17 protein-coding genes, 2 tRNA genes and 1 pseudogene are annotated in these 20,057 nt (G+C 48.2%); 9 read left to right on the forward strand and 11 right to left on the reverse strand.

What is annotated here, in order from left to right; genetic code table 11:
- Positions 1-64 precede the first annotated feature (64 nt).
- A complete protein-coding gene (locus ACIDITHRIX25_RS93405; protein WP_082058568.1) occupies positions 65-346 on the forward strand; it encodes a transposase in 282 nt (93 codons plus the stop codon).
- Between the two features lie 253 nt (positions 347-599).
- Positions 600-812 carry an exonuclease domain-containing protein gene (locus ACIDITHRIX25_RS93410; protein ID WP_160291774.1) on the forward strand — a complete coding sequence of 71 codons (213 nt, stop codon included), beginning with the start codon at positions 600-602 and terminating at the stop codon, positions 810-812.
- Between the two features lie 565 nt (positions 813-1,377).
- Here ACIDITHRIX25_RS93410 and ACIDITHRIX25_RS93415 read toward each other — a convergent pair.
- The 5 genes from ACIDITHRIX25_RS93415 to ACIDITHRIX25_RS93435 form a co-directional block, all read right to left on the reverse strand.
- On the reverse strand, positions 1,378-2,124 hold the full coding sequence (locus ACIDITHRIX25_RS93415) for a nucleotidyl transferase AbiEii/AbiGii toxin family protein (RefSeq protein ID WP_201732990.1): 747 nt from the start codon (positions 2,122-2,124) through the stop codon (positions 1,378-1,380).
- A complete protein-coding gene (locus ACIDITHRIX25_RS93420; protein ID WP_052605318.1) occupies positions 2,111-2,734 on the reverse strand; it encodes a type IV toxin-antitoxin system AbiEi family antitoxin domain-containing protein in 624 nt (207 codons plus the stop codon). Before ACIDITHRIX25_RS93420 ends, ACIDITHRIX25_RS93415 begins: the two co-directional genes overlap by 14 nt.
- A 721-nt stretch (positions 2,735-3,455) precedes the next feature.
- On the reverse strand, positions 3,456-3,650 hold the full coding sequence (locus ACIDITHRIX25_RS93425; protein WP_201732991.1) for a hypothetical protein: 195 nt from the start codon (positions 3,648-3,650) through the stop codon (positions 3,456-3,458).
- 358 nt (positions 3,651-4,008) lie between these two features.
- Positions 4,009-5,265: a HipA domain-containing protein gene (locus tag ACIDITHRIX25_RS93430; RefSeq protein ID WP_201732992.1), complete on the reverse strand. Its 1,257-nt coding sequence runs from the start codon at positions 5,263-5,265 to the stop codon at positions 4,009-4,011.
- Positions 5,255-5,512 (reverse strand): helix-turn-helix domain-containing protein, encoded by a 258-nt coding sequence (locus ACIDITHRIX25_RS93435; RefSeq protein ID WP_052605321.1) that lies wholly within the window; start codon positions 5,510-5,512, stop codon positions 5,255-5,257. Before ACIDITHRIX25_RS93435 ends, ACIDITHRIX25_RS93430 begins: the two co-directional genes overlap by 11 nt.
- An 886-nt stretch (positions 5,513-6,398) precedes the next feature.
- Here ACIDITHRIX25_RS93435 and ACIDITHRIX25_RS93440 point away from each other — a divergent pair.
- Positions 6,399-6,629, forward strand: coding sequence for a hypothetical protein (locus tag ACIDITHRIX25_RS93440; protein ID WP_201732993.1), 231 nt, complete (start codon positions 6,399-6,401; stop codon positions 6,627-6,629).
- A gap of 238 nt (positions 6,630-6,867) precedes the next feature.
- Here ACIDITHRIX25_RS93440 and ACIDITHRIX25_RS93445 read toward each other — a convergent pair.
- Positions 6,868-6,944 (reverse strand) — tRNA-Ile (locus ACIDITHRIX25_RS93445).
- Positions 6,945-7,530: 586 nt separating this feature from the next.
- Here ACIDITHRIX25_RS93445 and ACIDITHRIX25_RS93450 point away from each other — a divergent pair.
- The 4 genes and pseudogenes from ACIDITHRIX25_RS93450 to ACIDITHRIX25_RS93465 all read left to right on the forward strand — a co-directional run bounded on the left by ACIDITHRIX25_RS93450 (position 7,531) and on the right by ACIDITHRIX25_RS93465 (position 12,171).
- A pseudogene (locus ACIDITHRIX25_RS93450) lies at positions 7,531-8,209 on the forward strand (response regulator transcription factor).
- Positions 8,210-8,629: 420 nt separating this feature from the next.
- Positions 8,630-9,643: a HAMP domain-containing sensor histidine kinase gene (locus tag ACIDITHRIX25_RS93455; RefSeq protein WP_052605323.1), complete on the forward strand. Its 1,014-nt coding sequence runs from the start codon at positions 8,630-8,632 to the stop codon at positions 9,641-9,643.
- 123 nt (positions 9,644-9,766) lie between these two features.
- A complete protein-coding gene (gene pxpA / locus ACIDITHRIX25_RS93460; RefSeq protein WP_052605324.1) occupies positions 9,767-10,516 on the forward strand; it encodes a 5-oxoprolinase subunit PxpA in 750 nt (249 codons plus the stop codon).
- A complete protein-coding gene (locus ACIDITHRIX25_RS93465) occupies positions 10,510-12,171 on the forward strand; it encodes a 5-oxoprolinase subunit B/C family protein (RefSeq protein WP_201732994.1) in 1,662 nt (553 codons plus the stop codon). Before pxpA ends, ACIDITHRIX25_RS93465 begins: the two co-directional genes overlap by 7 nt.
- 190 nt (positions 12,172-12,361) lie before the next feature.
- Here the strand turns inward: ACIDITHRIX25_RS93465 and ACIDITHRIX25_RS93470 are convergent, their stop codons facing one another.
- Positions 12,362-13,387: an LLM class F420-dependent oxidoreductase gene (locus tag ACIDITHRIX25_RS93470; RefSeq protein WP_201732995.1), complete on the reverse strand. Its 1,026-nt coding sequence runs from the start codon at positions 13,385-13,387 to the stop codon at positions 12,362-12,364.
- 454 nt (positions 13,388-13,841) lie between these two features.
- Here ACIDITHRIX25_RS93470 and ACIDITHRIX25_RS93475 point away from each other — a divergent pair, with 454 nt between their 5' ends.
- Positions 13,842-14,744 (forward strand): transposase, encoded by a 903-nt coding sequence (locus ACIDITHRIX25_RS93475; protein ID WP_201732996.1) that lies wholly within the window; start codon positions 13,842-13,844, stop codon positions 14,742-14,744.
- A 234-nt stretch (positions 14,745-14,978) separates the two neighbouring features.
- A complete protein-coding gene (locus ACIDITHRIX25_RS93480; RefSeq protein ID WP_201732997.1) occupies positions 14,979-15,338 on the forward strand; it encodes a hypothetical protein in 360 nt (119 codons plus the stop codon).
- Positions 15,339-15,453: 115 nt separating this feature from the next.
- On the opposite strand, the gene ACIDITHRIX25_RS93485 is transcribed toward ACIDITHRIX25_RS93480, so the two are convergent.
- The 4 genes from ACIDITHRIX25_RS93485 to dnaG all read right to left on the reverse strand — a co-directional run bounded on the left by ACIDITHRIX25_RS93485 (position 15,454) and on the right by dnaG (position 19,589).
- The gene (locus ACIDITHRIX25_RS93485) at positions 15,454-16,179 is read right to left on the reverse strand and encodes a low molecular weight protein-tyrosine-phosphatase (RefSeq protein ID WP_201732998.1); all 726 of its coding nucleotides are present in this window, start codon (positions 16,177-16,179) and stop codon (positions 15,454-15,456) included.
- A gap of 270 nt (positions 16,180-16,449) precedes the next feature.
- Positions 16,450-16,522, reverse strand: a tRNA-Asn gene (locus ACIDITHRIX25_RS93490).
- 126 nt (positions 16,523-16,648) lie between these two features.
- A complete protein-coding gene (locus ACIDITHRIX25_RS93495) occupies positions 16,649-17,590 on the reverse strand; it encodes a sigma-70 family RNA polymerase sigma factor (RefSeq protein WP_160291857.1) in 942 nt (313 codons plus the stop codon).
- Positions 17,591-17,645: 55 nt separating this feature from the next.
- Positions 17,646-19,589, reverse strand: a complete 1,944-nt coding sequence (gene dnaG / locus ACIDITHRIX25_RS93500) for a DNA primase (protein ID WP_052606375.1) — start codon at positions 19,587-19,589, stop codon at positions 17,646-17,648.
- Positions 19,590-20,057: the final 468 nt, after the last annotated feature.

Raw genomic sequence — 20,057 nt, forward strand, 5'->3', positions numbered from 1 at the left:
CTCACTGATGTCAGCTGCACATTTAGCAACCATTGAGGTTCCCCAGTTTCTGTAGACACCTTTTATGCCAACCTACGATGTTGGTGGAGAGGATGTCACAATGGGAGCAACGAGGCGGAAATTCACGCTGGAGTTCAAAACTGAGGCTGCACATCGAGTAATTGACTCAGGGAGAAGCGTGGCAGAGGTCGCCAAAGAGTTCTCTATCGCCGAAGATTCACTGTACCCGTGGGTCCGCGACGAACGCAGGCGCATGGAAGCTGCAGCAAGTACCGGTGATGAGCCGCTGAGTGCTGCTGAGGTCGGGCTCGCCCAATCGGACTTGGGGCTGGCACAGAACAGCTAACGCGCCATTTGGCACTTGCCAGTGACACAACTGCCGTCACGGGTTAACCCTTTGTCAACGAGCCTCCTTACCCGGCATGCACCAAAGCCGGAGACACCGGTCAATCACGCTGGATCTCTCGGGTACCTCATTCTGGACACGGAGACAACCGGCTTCAGCGCTAGAAAGACCGTCTCATCGAAACGGTTTGGCTCGACAGCACTTTCAGGACCACAGCCGAGTACGCCAGTCTCTACCAGATTGACACACTCTGGTGCGAGCGGCGCACGTTCACGGCATAACCAACGAGGTGCTAACTAGAGCCCACTCCTTCGCTGCTACGGCAAACTGGATCTCTGCCCTGGCAATGACCAATGTTCTCGTCGGCCACAATTTACCGTTCGATCTTCGCTTCATAACTAACGAGATGAGATTGGCGAAAGTAGATTATTTTCAACCTGCCGCTAGTGCCAACACGCTTTCCTAGGCGAGAAACATCGTTAAGGGCGAGGAAGGGTTCACTCTTGCACAGTGCTGCACTCACTACAGCATCCCTTACGAAAAACGCCATAGGACACTTCCGGACGCTCGGAACGTATCAACGGACTTTGGACAACCTTCAATCCAGTTTAAGTGTCCGAGCTAGTAGTCATAGTGTCGCATAATGTCCCACAATTGCAGTTAACAGCTTTACAATCTAAAGACCATTGGGACTCCGTGAAACTGAATGTTACGCTCTCAGACACATTTGTTAGGTGAATTGTTAGGTGGACAGGCTTGCCTTTTCAGCCACCTGAGTAGACGAAAACTCGGGAAGTCAACAACCTCTCAATCGAAACTTCTTGACCCACATTCAGCTAAGAACAAGTCGGAAATGCCGTCCTCGTCATATTTATAGTTGTAGTTGTGGTTTCGCACCGGCAAGTTGGGTAAGCCTAGGCCGTCTCGATTCTCCCGATCAAATCAACGACAGCAGCAAATGCCTGTTCAAATGTCAACCCGACCTGCCCGTCCTCTGCAAGACGTCGCCAGGTTTCTCGCCACGACGGCTGCTATGAAAGTACCGGTGGCCAGGAGTGCCTACCCCGGAGTTCAAAAATCTCCCTACAAGCAGCCGAGAGAGCTGGATACTCCTCCAGTTCAACTAATTCCGCTATCAAGAGAATGTCAAAAAGGTCCCTGACTCTAATGTTCGGATGATCATCTGTAGGTGGCTCGGTGCATGCATGCAATTTTTGAGCAATCTGGTACCTTGCTGGCAGAAATGCAATCTTCCCAGGATCAGGCAACTGAACCGGAGCTAGGGAAATCGCCACCCTGTGATATTCCGGGGAATCCAGGCTAGCGCCTTCTGCTGCCGACATCTCGAATGCTACAGTCGAAAAGGGTTTGGATTTGTACGCCAACTTTATCCTTGCCCTCCGTGGTGGAGGAGTTATTCCAGCGCGAGTGATCTCTACTTCGTCAGAGCGCACGCCCTCAAACCCAGACCAACCTCTCTTAAGCGCGGACCGAAGAAGACCACGCGCTTCAATGATATCTCCGCGAAATGCGGTATCAAGATCGCTGGTCGTACGCGCCCGATCGCCAAGACGTAACTGCAGTGCTGCGCCACCCTTAATGACGAGTCTTGCCCTGCCATCTTCTCCAGGTAGTCCGTCAAGCATTGCCGCGATAGCCGTAAATCCCAAAAGACGTCGCAAGCGACTCTGTCCGAGTTCGAATCCTTCTCGCGCCCACACATCAATTAATCGTTCCAAATGCTGTCTATTGCCTGGAATCCGATCACTTTCGCTCACTTAGCCCCCTCTCCTTATCATCAAGAGCTGCCAAAAGTCTTGCCGCACGACGGGTCCCTATTAGTTCACGCCGACTGGCATTTGTAATGGCCTGATCTATAAGGCTGCCGTCAACACCCTCGTCCATGGCAATCTCAATGGCAAGAGAGGGAGAGACGACCCGGATATCATCTACTTCGTCAATTTGGTCTCTTGGAACATCTCTCCTCAAGAAAACGATGTCCTTTCGAATTCGTCGTATCCGCAGACCCGGGGGTACTATGACTTCGATCCGACGTGGATTAACGTCAGCAAGGTCCCAAAGGTCAAGAGCGGCTTCGCCAGCGAGAGCACCATGATCTCCACCTAGAAGAACCGCCTCAGCGTAGTTGTCGTGAGGGCGATGCGGTACTAAGGAAATACGGTACAGACCTCGTTCTCGTTGTTCAGCACGACCTCGCAATGCAAGCGCCCGAAGGCGCTGAGGGTCAACTCCGACTCTTCGAGCATCCGCTACTGTCACATATCCGTGTTGCTGAATAGCAATCTCCAAAAGTACATCAAGCGTCGTCATGACAATAGTGTACCGAATAACGAACTCTTTTACCACATTTATTGCAATTATTGCCATATCCGTTCATTTTAACGAACGGATCAATTGTCCATCTCAAGTGCGTATAACTCAGAGTAAGTGAGCCAACAAATGACTCCAGGCACTGACTTGACCTTTGAACTCGACACTGGTGACCAAATTTCGGAAATAACTGAAAATCATGGCTCAGGAACCAGAGGGTGGTTGGATCCCACATGCATCCCTAGTACACTCGAAAAGCTGGGTCCGCCATGGTCACAGCTGACCAAACCCTACAACTTAATTGGCTCTGCATGGCATATATGTAGTAGGTCCGGTGGGACTCGAACCCGGGACCAAGGGATAATGAGGCGTTCACAAAGTGTCCGAGCTGGTGGCCAATTTGCCCGAGTACGTCTCATTTTTGCATCTCATTGAGGGGTTTGGGCTAGGGTGCTGAGACAACCTCGGACTGGGCTGGACATTCTCGGACAAAATTGTTGGGTGCGCACTTGGGTAAAGTTGACGTGTAAATCCTCTTAAGCATTGATCAACCGTGTTTAAATTATTGTTCGTACCCGAACACCATCCACTTGCTTTTCGGTTTAAATGGATCGCATGACCACTGCTGTCCTGCCTTCGAACAGCCAGTTGTAGAAGTCATCCGGGGTTTTCCGAACAGCCAATTGCCAGAACGGCCTAGTCCGACCGGGTTAAAGTGCGATCCTGACGAGGCAACAACAATCGGGACATCCGCGCTTTCAACTCTATTCATCAGGTCCTACGTCCCTCGTTCACCTTGGAAGGGAATCGCGAGATCTGTTCCACTGTCGAGCATCTCCTGATTCCATACGAGACCCGCAGCCTTTCCGTGCCGAACGCAGTCGGCAAGACCCACCTCAACATGCGATCCCAGCGTTCCAGCAAGATAGCCCACCAATGCATCGGCACCGTAAATTATTATTTCGTTAGGCACTACTACTTCTAACTACTTAAGGCTTTCGCGGATTGCATCTGCGTCCACGTAGTCTCTACCGCCACACACAAAAACATGGATTAGATTCTCCTGTTGGTATCTGCTCTATATCTATGAACCATTGGAACGTGAACGACATTTTTGGGTGAGAATTCCGTCTGCACAGTCCCCTGTTGGTGATCCAACCCCTGCGTGAATCGACAAATGGACGCATCCGTACACACCGTACCTCGATGTTGATCGCAGCCCAGTAACTGCCCCTTCTAAGAACCTCTGCCTCGCTTGCACGATCCGATAATCAGTGGAGAGATTTCGACCCCTTGGCAACACCATCGAAGATTTCGCTCCGTCAAGGCAGTCATTGACCAAGCCGAGCAGCTTCGGCCCGTGCACTGGTTATCCTCTCCTGCACCAGTTCAATAAGCGCTTGCGGCACCTCGGGGACATCTCTAGCAGCCTGATCCAAAGCATTAGGGAGTCTCTCTAGGAGTTGGGTCAACACCGACTGTGCAGTCCTATATCTCATTCCCCAACGCTCCGCCTCGGACACGAGGTCCTCGACAGTGACTTCGTTGATATTGCGCTTCGCATTCACGAAAAGGCCAAGCGTGCGACTCATTGAACGTGCGTAGGCTGTTCTATAGTACTCGGTACTCATGATGTCATAGACCGGAGCCAGACATACCGTCCCATCTTCTTGGTGAAAAAATGAGACGTTCTTGCCGTGAGCGTCGGCATTGCCGACAATCACATGAATAGCAATCTGGCGCAACAGCTCCTCTTTTGACTGGGCATCCCCCCACTGCTCAAGCAACCTGGCAATCCCGACCAGAGTTGGCCCGCCAAACTCTTCGTATTTGTGCTCAGGGACAATCGTGAGTACTGACAGGGTCTGACAGGCATCTTCTTGGTGCATCCGCCGGATACCGCCTACTTCCCGTCGTCGGTCATAGCGCTCAGACACGAGTACTTTAGTCCCAGCAAAAGACAAAATGGTAGTGCGAGCCGCTTTTAGTCCCGACCTTGCCGCCAGGTTCATACAGAACGCCTCGTTCACCACCGAGTTCGGTAGATCGCGATGTGCCGGTTTGAGAATATGGGTGGACACGACACCATCAGCAGGTAGCACCCAGCGTCCATCTTCAAGCCTGGATAGCAACAGCTTGGATTGGACTCCGGCGAGCGAGACCCGTATATGTCCATCCACTCCAAGCGGATGCAATGGCAACGCCCGCAACCGTCGCTCTATCTCAGCATCATCGACAGTATCCTTCGTTGAAGCTCCTGCCACTAATGCTGCTCCGTCCCCTTTTGGTTGCACCATGAGCGCACCGGCGCAATCTTTTCCCAATACAGCGAGGAGGCCCATGTCATCAGACTCATCGAGACCAAAATCGTAGGCCAGCATCCTTCTAGCCTCCCCTTCGGGTAGCAGACCACGGAAGAACGCCCGCACCTTGGGATCTGAGTATCGTCCAGCACCCACCGGCATTGCCACCGATACAAGAGGAGCGCCGACAGGATGAGCCTCACCAGTGTAGGCCATCGTCATCTGCCTACGATTCTCGCTGAGCATGGCAACGTGTGTCCCATTAAGCCATACCTCAAGCTCCATCCTTACGAGTTCCTTCCCGTGGTCGAACGACGATCTCCAAATCGAGTGCACGGCAGGCCAAGACAAGATAGCGCACGGCTTCAGTGGTGGAACCGCGCTCAAGTTCTGAAAGATAACTCCGATGTAACCCTGAAGTCTTTGCTAGTTCAGCCTGAGTCACTCCACGACGAAGGCGAAATTCACGCAGTGCCATCCCGAAGGACTGGGCGCCCCGAATCACGTACTCCCTGTCTACATTTTCAGACATAGGAATAGTTTAGCTCACTTGTCTACATCTGCGGGCATCGATTGGTGCAGGGTTGATGGTGGACACATGGGGTTCACCACTCCAGGCCGAGGCCGCATCAAGTCTCCAGACCGAGAAAGACAACCACGTGAACCGAAGTTATGCCTCCAACGTCACTCGCCCTCGCTTCACACACCATGGTAACGGATGCTTCGTAATTATGTGGCCCACCTAAACACCATGCTCGCGCGCTGGCAAACCTGAAAGCACCTACCCATTACGTACGTCGCCGATCAGCGTATAGCTACAAATACCTGCCGTGGTGTGACCAATCTGGAGCGAGCATAGAGCCTTCCGAATGCAGAACCAATTACCCTTTCGTAGACTATGTCCCACGTTATACACAAATTCACCATGGCATCTTCAGAATTTCTTGGCTTAGATTAATTCTTTGAATTTGGTGACTCAGTGATACATGTTTCCCAAAGCTCTAGCCAACACTCGATTTACCCGTTTTATGACCGCGGCGGAAGTTCGTGTAAATACATGACGGTATGTTCAGTGATGAGCGAACCTGTCTTCGGGAACATCACTATAAATCTAGGAGACGAGGGGAGGGCGCCCGGTGCCAATACTTAGGTCGATCGGCGACAACTGGATTCAGTAAATCGTGCCTTAGGTATGCACGGCCGAAATAATGGCAGTGTGAACTATGCATGTGAATATCAATGGGGGGTTTGGCCTGACCGAGCAGCATCTAATCCTTGCATTTTCGGGGCTAAAATCGTGGGTCAAAATACCGGTTTGACGTGGATAAAGTTAGAAACCTGATGGAGGGACGCCAGCGACTGCATCAGTCCTAGTCGGCATCGCCCCTACAAGCATCGGACAAGCTGTTGCGTACCCCATGAGCAAATCCGCCCCGTATGTCGCCCCTCAAAAGCATCACTATTGGAGCATTACGTATCTTGAGGACGTCGCCAACGAAGGATTCATTCTCCCAGATCCGACATCGGCGCTTCGGCCAATCCCCGATGCCCGGCCCGACCAGGCCGACGTGCGATGCTGTTGCCACCCTGCGCAACGTCTTGGAGGAGACCTTGGTAATCGCTCACGCGAGTGTTCGTTTGACTCATAGAGGGTGAAGGCGGCGCTATGTGTTTTGTTCACAAAATTTCATCTTGGCGCCGCCTTCACCATCATTTCGCTCAAAATCAAAGAAGCTGTGACTTTTACGCAATCTTTGGACCACTTGAACCTACTGCCAGTCACTTAGCGAAAGCGTCAAACATGCTAAAGTACGATGAGCCGGAAATGTCGAAAGGTCACCCCGCTAGAAACGGAAGAGCCACTGAAAAGCTAAATAGCTTATGAACTGGTGGGCCCACCGGGACTCGAACCCGGGACCAAGGGATTATGAGTCCCCTGCTCTAACCGACTGAGCTACAGGCCCGAATAGATACTAATAGGACATCAACCAGACACTGCCAAATTAACAGACCAAGTAATCCAAGCAGGAAATCAAGGGCTAGCTCACGGAAAATCAATCATTCAAAGACAACCTTGCTGATGAAAATTAACTTTTAGCCAAACTTGCTGGAAGTTACAGTTTCAGCGGTTTCAACCAAGCGGACGGTTCTAGGCCCGATGGCAGCTCTATCTGAAAAAGATTACATTTTGCAATAGAGCGCAAGTCGACCGCACAACGGCAACCACCAAGTCAGCCAAGCTTTCCATCTCTTTGGTCAAGTGATAAAAAACGAGCTAACCAATCGTTCACGCATTTTTTATCTAGCACTTAACCAACGCTGATATCACCTTATGATTTGAACGATAATCTCTAAAACGCCGAGCGGGTGCTATCTGACGTGTCGTAGAGGAACCAGAGTCAGAATAGGACTTCGGAAAATTTCAACAAGAGACCAAGGACAATCCGATGGTGGCTTTATCAATCAAAAAAACGCGATAGAACCCTAGTTGCAAGGATCAAATTCAAAGATGAAAGATCAAAGGTGACAAATCGCATCGCATCTCAACAAATCCAAAGGATAGTGATAGTCAAAGATGATCGTGCCGTTCGCGACTCAATTGCTACCGTTCTCCGACTAAAGGAGTACGTAATAGAACCGTGCAAAGATGGAGAAGATGCCCTTTTGGCGATCGAAAACGAACCACCAGATGCCATCATCCTTGACATAATGATGCCAAAATTAGACGGACTATCTGCGACCCGAGAAATTCGAAGACGGGGCTACAAAACCCCCTCTTAATTTTAACTACCATCTCCCAGGTCAGTGAACAAGTCGCTGGCCTTGACGCTGGAGCAGATGACTACCTAACAAAACCCTTCGCGCTTGATGAACTAATCGCAAGGTTCGGAGCACTTCTAAGACGCTCGCAGCTCGTGAATACATCACCGATGATTTCCATTGGAGATTTGACGATAGACCAAACTTCAAGTCGTGTATGGCGCGCAGACAGAGAGATCAACCTCTCCAAGACAGAATTTGAGATCCTATGTCTAATGGCCAAACACACCGGAGATGTGTTGGATCATTCAATTATCTACCCTGAGATATGGGGCTCAGGCTTTGAACCACAATCAAAAAATCTAGCGGTCTACATTGGCTACCTTCGTCGAAAAATCGAACAACCTAACGAAAGTCAGCTCCTACAGACCGTGCGGGGGAGGTCGGATATGTCCTGGAATCAATATGAAGCTTAGAATAAAACTTCTCCTCCTTTTTGCCAGCTTTAAAATTTTAGCTTCCACGATTGTCGCTCTCTATTCATACAGCGCCACATCGCGCCACCTCAGTGCGTCCATAGACCAATCACTGATGCATACCTTTACGACCCTCTCACGTCGTGCATCTCGCACTTTTATCAATTCTTCCCAGGGCTCACCACTATCCCCCTCGACGCGTCCAAGCGGACCACAGCCAAACAATCCATTTGGCCCAGGGGAGGGCTCTTCAACCTAGCGAGCGCCCAATTCATCAACCCTGCTGGCATCACTCGTCAAATATCCGGATCGATTAGCCTTCCTGTATCCGCGAGAGACATTCATATCTCCAACACCACTAATCAGCGGTGGATTCGCACTGTTTCACTATCGGGTGGTGTATCTGCAGCCTTTTGACACAAAGTACTCCAGGAGGCGCGATCGAGATAGGGCTAAACTCAAGCGCCACCTTAGGTTCCCTCTCGAATGTGAAGCTGCGACTCTTTGAGTTTGGCTTGTTGATCTCATCTCTCTTTGCAATTGCTCGCTATTTTGTTGCATCGGCAATCACCAAGCCAATCGACGAACTTACCCGCACATCAGAAGAAGTCGCTATCACAGGTGACTCGAGCATCCAAGTTGATATAAATAGGAGAGATGAAACCGGTCGACTCGCGCGTTCAATCAACCAACTGTTAGACTCCCTGTATCGTTCTCGACTTGCCCAAGCACGCCTCGCGCAGAACGCATCTCACGAACTTCGAACACCCTTGACATCACTTAGAACCAACATTAAATTGCTTAGCCGATATAGAAATATCCTAGATGTCGATCGAGAGCGCATACTAAGAGATCTACTAGGTGAGACAAACGAACTATTCATGCTAGTCAAGGAGCTACTGGCCTTAGCTGGCCTTAGCTATGAAGACGAAGAGAAATCAGCTGTCGATATCATGAACTCGTGCGAGGCTGTGGCCAGCCGAATAAGTTCACGTTTCAATGTCAATATTAAAGTACGAGGGAACTCGCCACAAGTCTGGGTCATTCAGCCTCGAACTATCGAACGGGCCATTTCGAACCTTTTAGAGAATGCGATAAAATTCAGAGACAGTGAAGAAACCATAACTATCGACCTCTCAAATTTCACGGTAGCCCTAAGAAACTTCGGAAGCTCGATTCCAATTGAGGATCCACCAAATATCTTTGAGAGATTTTATAGAGCTAAAACTTCATGGCCCATAACCGGCTCTGGCCTTGGACTTGCAATCGTCAAAGAGGCCGCCCGGACCAATAATGAAAGAGTATTTGCCAAGAACATACTCGACACAAACGACAAAATTGGTGTCGAGATTGGAATCAAATTTGATTCCGCCAAGATAACTATTCGACTTGGTTCAAATCCTCTGTCTCAAAGTCTTGACCTCTAGTTTGCTTCGACAGGGCAAGATATCAGAGAAAAGAGACGCATAATACAACAATTCATTCATTAGCGGCCATAGCAGGGTCGTTAATCTAAAAATCAATAGATTACTCCCGATAGACTCACCCATGTGGATTTAAACGCAGACGTCGGTGAGACCATAAATGATATACCCTGTAGTAACGATGCGATCTTAATTCCTCTTATGACCAGCGTCAACATCGCATGCGGAGGCCACGGTGGAAATTTAGAATCACTCTCGAGCGCGTTGGCGCTTGCAAAGCATAACAACGTAACAGTTGGAGCACACCCTTCATACCCTGATCGATTGAACTTCGGACGGAGAACGATTGATTTGAAACAAAATGAACTAAGAGAAACGATCACCGATCAGCTCCATTATTTGAAGAAGCTTTGCGACCAGTTGGAGGTCAAGATCTCATACGTCAAAGCACACGGGGCGCTTTATAACGACATGTTTAACGAGAGCGAGATAGCTGACTGGTTTTTAGAGGCAATTGAAAACTTCGATCCCAACCTTGCAATCTTAGGTCAGCCAAGGGGTGCACTAGCTAAAAGAGCAAACGATCGCGGCGTTAGGTACTTCCAAGAAGGCTTCAGTGATCGAAGATACCAGATAGATGGTTCATTGAAGCCAAGAAGTCACGAAAACGCGGTCTTAGAGAAACCGCTCGAGATAGCAACTCAGGGATATCTGATGGCATCAAAGAGACAAGTTACAAGTGATAGTGGCGATCAGATCTCCTTGGAGGTCGACTCGATCTGTATCCATGGAGATAACCCGGCTTCAATAGATGCGGCTCGAAACTTACGCGATCGCTTGCGCGAAGCCAAAATACCTATCGAGTCCTTTTGTTAGGAGTTGAGCCCTATGGAAACGCCGCATTCCTCGTAACGAGCGACAGAGCCTTTAACTTTGAAGAGCGGCTTCTACATGATCGTCCCCCTTGGTTGATCGATGTAATCGCAACGAGCTACGAGGTACTTGTAAAATTCGATACCATATCAACTTGCCCTAATAAGGTAGTCGAATATCTGCATGGACTCTCTGAGGTGACCGATAAGGTTTGGCAGATCTCTAAAGTTGGGCAAAGTCACGAGATCGAATTCGAGCTCACTGGCTTTGATCTAAAAGAGGTCCTTGAACGCTCTAAATCAAGCATTGTCGAGCTTAGAGATGAACTATCAAGTAGCACTTTCAAGGTGGCTCACCTTGGATTCGCCCCAGGCTTTGTCTATCTAGATGGCCTAGGTTCTAAATTTCATATTCAACGTCGCGAGAGTCCGAGAACAAAGCTGCCAAAAGGATCTCTGGCGATTGGCGGCAAATATCTGGGGATATATCCACTTGCCACCCCAGGCGGATGGAACGTAATCGGATCTGCGACCAGTTCATTCTTCGATATCCGAAATAACCCTCCAATGGCACTACATCGAGGTGACACAGTCACCTTCAAGGAGGTCGAGTCAAAACCCATAACCGTAAACAGCTCTCCAATTGATACTGACGATATCCAGCTAGTTCCGTCGGGCAAAAATCTCCTTCGATTTGGAGTAGTAACACAGAGCATTGGTAACCCATCCTTCCAGGATCTAGGGAGATTCGGCCTCAACCATCTGGGTATATCCAACTCAGGGGCTATGGATCGATCAGCCTTTAGCTTGTCAAACTTGATTTTGGGCAATGACCCGGTCAAAGCAACGTCGATCGAGATTCCTATAGGATCAACACTTCAAGTAAAGGTCACCAAAAGCGCCTATGTGGCAGTCGTGGGACAGGGAGCTACCCTTAGAATCGACAACCATGAAGTTCCTATCAATACGACATTGGCTCTTAATGAAAACAACGTATTCCATATTTCAAATCGCGGAGACAGTGCCTACGTCTACCTCTCCATTGCCGGTGGCTTTGCCTGTGATAGGACGCTTGGATCTACCTCATTTGATTCGCTTAGTGAAATAGGTCCGACCCTTAGCTCAAATGACCTTTTGTATATAAAGATTAATAAAAAAAATACCATCTTTGACCATATTGAGATGAACCAAACGGCAACATCAAAAGAGTTATCAGTTCCGGTGATGCTAGGTCCAGATATTAAATATTTCTCGGACGAAACTACGGAGCGTTTTCTCAACAATCGATTTACCATCTCATCGAAGATATCACGAGTAGGAATCCGCCTCATGCCAGATCTAGCACTTAGGCCAATTAGCAATTTGGATCGATCGAAACCTATGGCTTGCGGAGCCATTCAAGTGACGCCCTCTGGAGAGATGATCATCATGATGAGAGACTCCCCCACTACGGGCGGATATCCAGTCATTGGGGTCACCTGCGAACCCTGGATCTCAAAGATCGCTTCACTCTTGCCCGGCGCTTCAATTACATTTATGATAATGGGGCTAGAACACTACAGATCATCCCTTCTGCAAAGGCAATCGCCGCCCTTATCAAAATGCCTTAGGGGACACCGCCCTTACGATGAACTCATTTCAATGGACTATAAGCAATAAAAGGCGCCTAAAAAGGCGCCATAGGAAAAATGAAACCACAAAATAATCATTACAACAAACCAACAAAACGCCTGATGGCCAAAGATCGATAGGTAGCTAAACATTTACAATATGAGCGACTGATACCTCTATCTAACCTCGATAAAGAGGTGCGATAGAGGTATCTCAAGAAATTGATTGATTGATCGCGCTAAAGGATAAGCTCGGCTAGAGTCCGGAGCGAGTCAATATCGCCGCCTGTGACCACGGTAGTTATTACCGTCTCCTTCCATCGTTCGAGATCATGTCGAATCTTATCCTTAGGACCAATCAATGCCACATCTTCGATCATCGTCATAGGAATCGATGCCATAGCCTCACCTTTAGCTCCAGCTAAAAATAGGTCCTGAATACGAGCACACTCAGCTTCGTATCCCATCCTCACGAAGACATCAGCGTGGAAGTTCTTCGCCTTGGCGCCCATTCCACCTATGTAAAGTGCAATCATGGGCCTAATGGCATCGGCGGCTTTTTCGATATCGTCGTTGATCACAATGGGCATAGGACAAATAACTTCAAACTTGCTAGAGTCATATGCCTCGCCACGAGCTTTAAATCCATCCTGAAGAGCCAATGAGTAAAAATCATTGCTCTTTGGGGAAAACCAAAAAGGAAACCAACCATCAGCAATTTGTGCCGCCAGTGAAACATTCTTGGGGCCCTCCGCTGCTAAAAAGATAGGAAGATCGCCACGCAGCGGATGAACCGTGGACTTCAAAGCCTTTCCAAGACCTTCTCCGCCTCCATATGGAAGTTGATAGAACTCACCATCATAGGAGACCGGTCCTTCGCGCCTCAAAACCGATCGTACGATCTCTACATATTCTTTAGTGCGTGCCAACGGTTTGGGATATGGAGCTCCATACCAACCTTCAACGACTTGCGGGCCACTAGCGCCAACTCCCATAATGAACCGACCATCAGAGAGGTAGTCCAGAGTTATTGCCGCCATAGCCGCAGCCGTTGGAGTCCGAGCACTCAGTTGCATAATCGCCGTACCCAGCTTGATCTTTGAGGTATGTGAACCCCACCAGGCGAGAGGGGTCAGCGCATCAGAGCCATAAGCCTCAGCAGTCCAGACAGAATCGTACCCCAGTGCCTCTGCTTCTTTCACTAATTCAAGAGCGCCACTTGGCGCCTTTGATCCCCAATATCCCATTTGTAAACCAAGCTTCATAGAGCACCTTCTAAAAAAATAATTCAGCTCATCATCCTGAGAATGAAAGCTCTCCTAAGTCTCACCATAGCCCAATTACAAAGGAATTATTTGCCATTTAACAATTTGGCGCTGTGTAAAAATAGACAACGACAAGCCAGTACGAATGCAGAGGTCTTCCAAATGCCCAGATTCGCACTACCAGCTCAGAAATAACCAATTTAGAGCCGATGGCCCATGAAAATATTCACAAGAAAGGTCTCTTAGAAGCGGCTGGTAGCCATTTTAGAACTTCAACCTCTTTTAGAATTTGAGTTTCTTGAAGTTAGCAAAGGTGAGCCAATGTCACACTTAGCCTGGATCCACCGAAAATTTAGCCGCTCAACTTTGATTTTGGCATAGAAAAGGTGCTCTGAACTGGTAGAATGATGTTTGAAGACACTTCAAATCTATCAGTTCAAGGAGCACCTTTTAGATGCGAGCATCTGCTAGTGCTTTAGAGTGTTTGATAGTCACCTTTGACGATTCGAACGCAGTTTCCAACAGTGGGTTAATACTCCCTATCACCCTTGCTGAGAGACTTGGCCTTAGGGATCTCTTTGATTTACACATTGACCTAGAGGATCGTCCTGGACGAGCAAATGTTGGCAGAAAAGCTATGGCTATCGTCGCATCTATCTTGGCCGGTGGTGATTGCATTGATGACACTGCAATCCTTGAAAGCCCAAATGCGCAAGTGATTCTTGGTCAGATAATGCCAGCACCATCTAGGTTCGGTGTCTTCTTGCGTAGTTTTGAGACCAGTGACATCGCAGATGTTGAACGAGTTGCAGCTTTGTTGCTAGAACGAGCCTGGCTAGCTGGAGTAGGTCCAGGTGATGAGTCACTCACCATTGATGTTGATTCCACGATATGTCAGGTATATGGAAACAAAAAAGAAGGAGCTTACTTTGGTTATACCAACCTAAGGGGGTATCACCCACACCTAGCAGCTGTTGGTAAAACAGGTGACATTCTTGGAATAGTGACACGTGAAGGCAACGCCAATACCGCTCGTGGTGCCGGGGAGTTTGTAACCCAGGTAATCAACAATGCCAGAGCCGCTGGAGCAACTGGTGAAATAACCATGCGTTTTGACTCTGGGTTCTACTCAAGAGCCGTTAGAGACGCAGCTAGTGCGGGTGATGTTCGCATTTGCATTACAACACGGATGTCCAAGAGACTAAAAGGTATCATCTCCGATATCCAAGAGGATGCCTGGACTTCAATTCCCTACTGGCTTGAAGGTGGAGCTGATGTAGCCGAAGTTGAATACAGGGAAATACAGGGAAATATCGCGCATTTGCAAGAGATAGACAAGACGTTCGTCTTATCGTAGGAAGAACAAAGCCTACTCCAGGGTCTCAGCTGGCACTATTTAGTGACTATGACTATCACGCATTTATTACCGATCGACAAGGCGAAACGCTTTTCCTTGAGGCTGATCACCGAGCACATGCCCAGATCGAACTAGTCATCAAGGATCTCAAAGGAGGTTCTAGATGGAATCATGTTCCATCCAGATACATGAACGCTAATGCCGTTTGGTTAGTTCTGGTCTAATTAGCCATTGGTGCAACTGCACACAACCTGGCACGGTGCAACTGCACACAACCTGGCACGGTGCAAGTGCACACAACCTGGCACGGTGCAAGTGCACACAACCTGGCACGGTGCAAGTGCACACAACCTGGCACGGTGCAACTGCACACAACCTGGCACGGTGCAACTGCACAACCTGGCGCGAATAGGTGCTATTACAGAAACTGTTATCACCACACCAAAGCTTCGACGGTGTTACTTTCAGATCGCAGGACATATCACTCGTTCAGCTAGAAAAGTAATACTCCATCTTGAAGAACACTGGCACTATAAGGATAAGTTCTTAGAGGCTCTTGATCGGATCAGAAAGTTTGAGATCGCCATCACCTGAACATCTGGTTACCTAACACACTGAATATTACTTGAAGGAACTGCTCTAGAAGACAAGGGATTAGGTCACTATACCCAAAATGAGATTTCAGAATCTCAAAAATGACCAAAAAGGCTCAATCACAAAGCGAATAGGTCATATTTGGCACTCTGAAACCAGATTTAAGCCATAGACCCTCCGTCAAACCTAAATCAGTTCCAAAAAACCGACTCAGAGTCACACCGAAGGGCTCAAGCTGGTCCATTTCTGTGGATTCAGGCTTAGGGTAATGGCCTATCAAAAGAGTTGCACTTATTATTAATTGGCTTAAGCGGCTAGCAAGCTTTTCGAATAAAGAGATGATCGAACGTTCAATCATAGCAAGGCTTTCGTCGAAACTTGAGCTATCGCCTAAATAAGGATCTGGCACATCGAACTCATGCGAAGGCTCCCAATGAAGGCCGCTTAGCATCGGATCAAAGTAACGTAACATGACAAGTTCAGCCTTCCAAGATCTCTTGGAACTTAGCCGACGCAAAAAGTCGTAATTCTCGTTATCCAGGGCCACAATTAGATCCAGGTCCCTTGACTTATTAGGTTCGAACTTAGATGCGCTATGGCGATGCGAGCTGTAGCCCTTTCGTGAAAGTGCTTCATGTGCCCTAGGATCTGCATCTTGACCGATATGCCAGGATCCAGTCCCAGCACTAGAGATTTGAGCACTCATGCCATGGTCGAGAGCGACATTAACTGCTACAAACTCCGCCATAGGTGACCGACAGATATTTCCAGCGCAGACAAAACATATCCTTGGAGCTTTCCTGTCTGGCATGACCGACAAGATCGAAGAGACGTCAAACATACTTCACATACCCATTTCGCAATTATCACTTGAACCGATTGCTATTTTATCCAAGAGCCATTAAATCCACGAGCGAGACAAATCTTTCGCATTGGCTTTAGCGATAATTGCACTTAAAACAAACAAACGCCCCAATTGGTCAATACCTTGGATCTATAACCCTGAGGAAAAAGTTGGCTTTGCGTCAACCCGAAGAAGAATCGCAATAAAAGTTGAGCTTGGCAATTGCCAAGCTCAAAAAAAGTATCTACGACCTCGAAAAATAAAAAGCTCCGGGGGAGAGACTCGAACTCTCAACACCGCGGTTAACAGCCGCGTGCTCTGCCAATTGAGCTACCCCGGAAAGGTACCTTTACAATTTAGCACGCTGAACCCAACTTCAATACACTCAAAATACATTATGAGATAATTTCGCCTGGGCTCCGAGTTACCAACCATCCACCAACGGTCAGTCATCGTAGCTCGAGGGTTAAAGGTCTATCAGACCTCGAAGTTCTTCCGCGGAATTTCCAAATTTCACCCTACGCATAGCACGTGACTCAATTTGATGAATCCGTTCCTTCGACACACCCATTAGTCGAGCAATCTCGTCGTCACGAATGGGAACTGCTGCAGAGCCAAGACCATACTTAAGCGAAAGAACTTCCCTCTCTTTATCGCCCAATTCATCCAAGGCATGACGTAAGCGCCCCCTAATATCCTCCTGCTCAACACCAAGATAGCGACTCGCCGATGACTCATCTTCAATCATGTCCATCAAGGTGACTTCCCCTTCGGAGTCTGACTTTAAATTCTGATCCAACGAGATGGAGTCCGACTTGATGTTTAGGAGATCGACGATATGTTCGAGGGGCATCTGACAAGCACGCGCCAGCTCCGGCATCGTTGGATCCCGAGCCAACTCCTGCTTTAGAGTGCCTTTAATTCTTGTAATCAAATTTAGATCGTCGAGGATATGCTGTGGGATCCGGATATTACCCTTCTGCTCACCTATGGATCGAACAATAGCTTGTTTGATCCACCAAGTGGCGTAAGTCGAAAACCTAAAGCCCTTTCGGTAATCGAACTTCTCAGCAGCCCGCATCAACCCAATATTGCCCTCTTGGATAAGGTCTAAGAACGAGAGACCTCGATAGCGATAACGTTTAGCTATCGACACCACCAATCGAAGATTGGAGTTGGTAAGTTTCAACTTAGCCAAATCACCAAGTTTTATAAGCTCTTGATCACCTTCGAGGGGCTCATTGGCTTCAAGGCGAACCAGCGCTAGAGTCCGAGCATCGATCCGACTGGCCAGTTCCAGCTCCTCTTCAGAATTCAAAAGTGGATATTTCGATATCTCTTTCAAATAGTCACGCAAGGAGATATCCGATTCAAGGGAGGACTTTGAGGTAGTATTCATATCGGTCATTTGAAAGTCCCGACTCGCCCAAGATTGCTTGAGTTGCAATTGGTTGCCAAGGAGTTCACTCTGGCACCTCATTCTCCCAAAAATATCGCAGTAAAGTCCCAACTGCCTCATCAAGAGTGAGCGAGTCCCGCAATTTCGCTCGCTCTGACCTAATAAAAGCCATAGTCGAAGAGATCTCCAACAGGACCAAATCATCCTCGTTCCCCGATTGAGCCATTCTTCTGATCCGACGAAGGAGTCCCTCGACCGTGCGATCACAGTGGAGTTCGAGTAGTTGAGCTATCACACCGACCTCATCCATCTCCGAGGGAACAACTGAAAGTCGAGCCATTAGGCTACGTGCGGTTTCGCTTAGGGGAAGATCGCTCTGGTGGCGTAGTTCCAGGCCATTCGATGTAGTCAAATATTCACGCAACTCCAGGTGTATCGGATGGGTAAATAAAAATGGAGGCATATAGTCGCCCAAATCTGTGGGATTTGCGATCAATGCTCTAATCGCTTCATTGTATGGTCTAAATTCACCATCTAGGAGTTCGCTCAAAGAATAACGCGGCGGCAGTGTCGAAGAAAGTTGATCAAAATCATCCTCAGACAAAGGGGCCAGATCAACATTGGCGTCGTCTTGAGGCTGAACTGGGGAAACCATTGGTTGATTTACACCTTTGACAAGTTCCTGACTTGGTTCGCTATGTGAACGGCGAGCACGCACAGTTCTCTCGAGTCGCCGCTCTAAATCTTTAACCTCTAGCCGACAAGCGTCAGCTATCATCATCAGATACTGCCCTCGAATAAGAGGATTGGGATGCTCAGAGATAATATTGATGGCGCCATTACTCGTACTCACCCGCCCCTCGATTGACTTTAAATCACTATCTTTAAAGAATCGCCTGAGTCTAAAGGATAAAAATGGCTGAGCCTCTTCGATCGCCTTTCTCAGGAGATCCGGCGATGAGAGCGAAAGTGATGCTGGGTCTTCCCCGTCGGGAAAGCTAGCCACCCTTACATTTAAACCAAATCTACGTTCCCATTCGTATATCCGCTCGGTTGCACTCGCCCCAGCCTTATCACCATCAAAGGCTAAAACAATATTTTTAGAGAAGTTCTTAAGGCGATCGAGGTGCTCCTCCGTCAAGGCAGTACCACACGTAGCCACAGCCACTTCAAGACCTACCTTGAAGAATGCAACGACATCTGTATACCCCTCACATATAATCGCCATATCCTTATGTACTATCTCAGATTTTGATAGATTCAGGCCATACAAGGTACGCCTTTTGGCATAGTGATCGGTTTCAGGTGAGTTTTTATATTTAGCAGGCTCGGATTCTCCACGGTATTCAACTCCAGGGATAACCCTTCCTCCAAAGGCCACAGGATTATTCGATTGATCAAAGATCGGGAAGACTATCCTTCCCGAAAACATATCTCTTTGATGGCCATAAGAGTCAACAAACCCTAAGCCACTGGCACTAAAGAGGCCATTAGAGACTCCTAGGAATCTAGAAAGTGCAAGAGAATCACCTGGGGACAATCCGATTTGAAATCTATCTCTGAGCTTGGCAGAGATGCCTCGGCTCTCCAAATAGTCAATAGCAATCTTAGAGTTAGGTCCGTCATTCAAATTTGCGACGAAAAACTCCTTGGCTCTACTTATCGTCTCACGCAACACCTTTAGGCGACCTTTGGCCTTAGAGTCCTCCCCCGAATCACGACTTATCGAGATACCAACACGATTAGCGAGATATTCCACTGCGTCTGCGAAATCGAGCTTCTCTATCGAGCGCACGAACGAGATTGCATCGCCAGAAACCTGGCAACCAAAACAGTAATAAACGCCTAATTTTGGATTTACTGAAAACGACGGCGTGGACTCAGAGTGAAAGGGACACAGTCCGACGAAACGGTTCCCGACTCTACGCAAAGGCACGTGTTCGGAGACCAAACCAATCAGGTCGACGCGTTCTAACACAGCAGTCACTTCAGAGGATGGAATTGACACTAAAAACCGCTTTCAAGAGATCAGGTTGACGCCCAGTCGCACAAAGAAAATCACCTACCGCAGACAAGGGGAGCAACTCTATTTTAAAGGTCCACACAAAGATGAATACGACACGATACGAGCACAAGCCATGTGACTTGGCACACTTTTGTACCTTATAAACAAAATCTAGCTCACACCGATGAGTCTATGCGAAAGGCATTGAAGTTATCATCACTCATAAAATAGCTGTGACATTCGACCCCATTGTCGCATCTATCAATTCCAGATACCGCACAAAATAGTAGGCAAGCAACTTGGACTACAAAGAACACTCGGCTATCGATTGGAGGTCTACGCCAAGGAAATAAAACTGTTTTATAAATCCAAAAACCAAGAATAAGACCTCTTCAACTTCGAAGCCGACGCAGCGTTCAAATCCGATCAAAGCAAGAGATTGGAAACGGACCCCATCGAATTCAGATAAAA

The organism is Acidithrix sp. C25 (genome assembly GCF_904848545.2).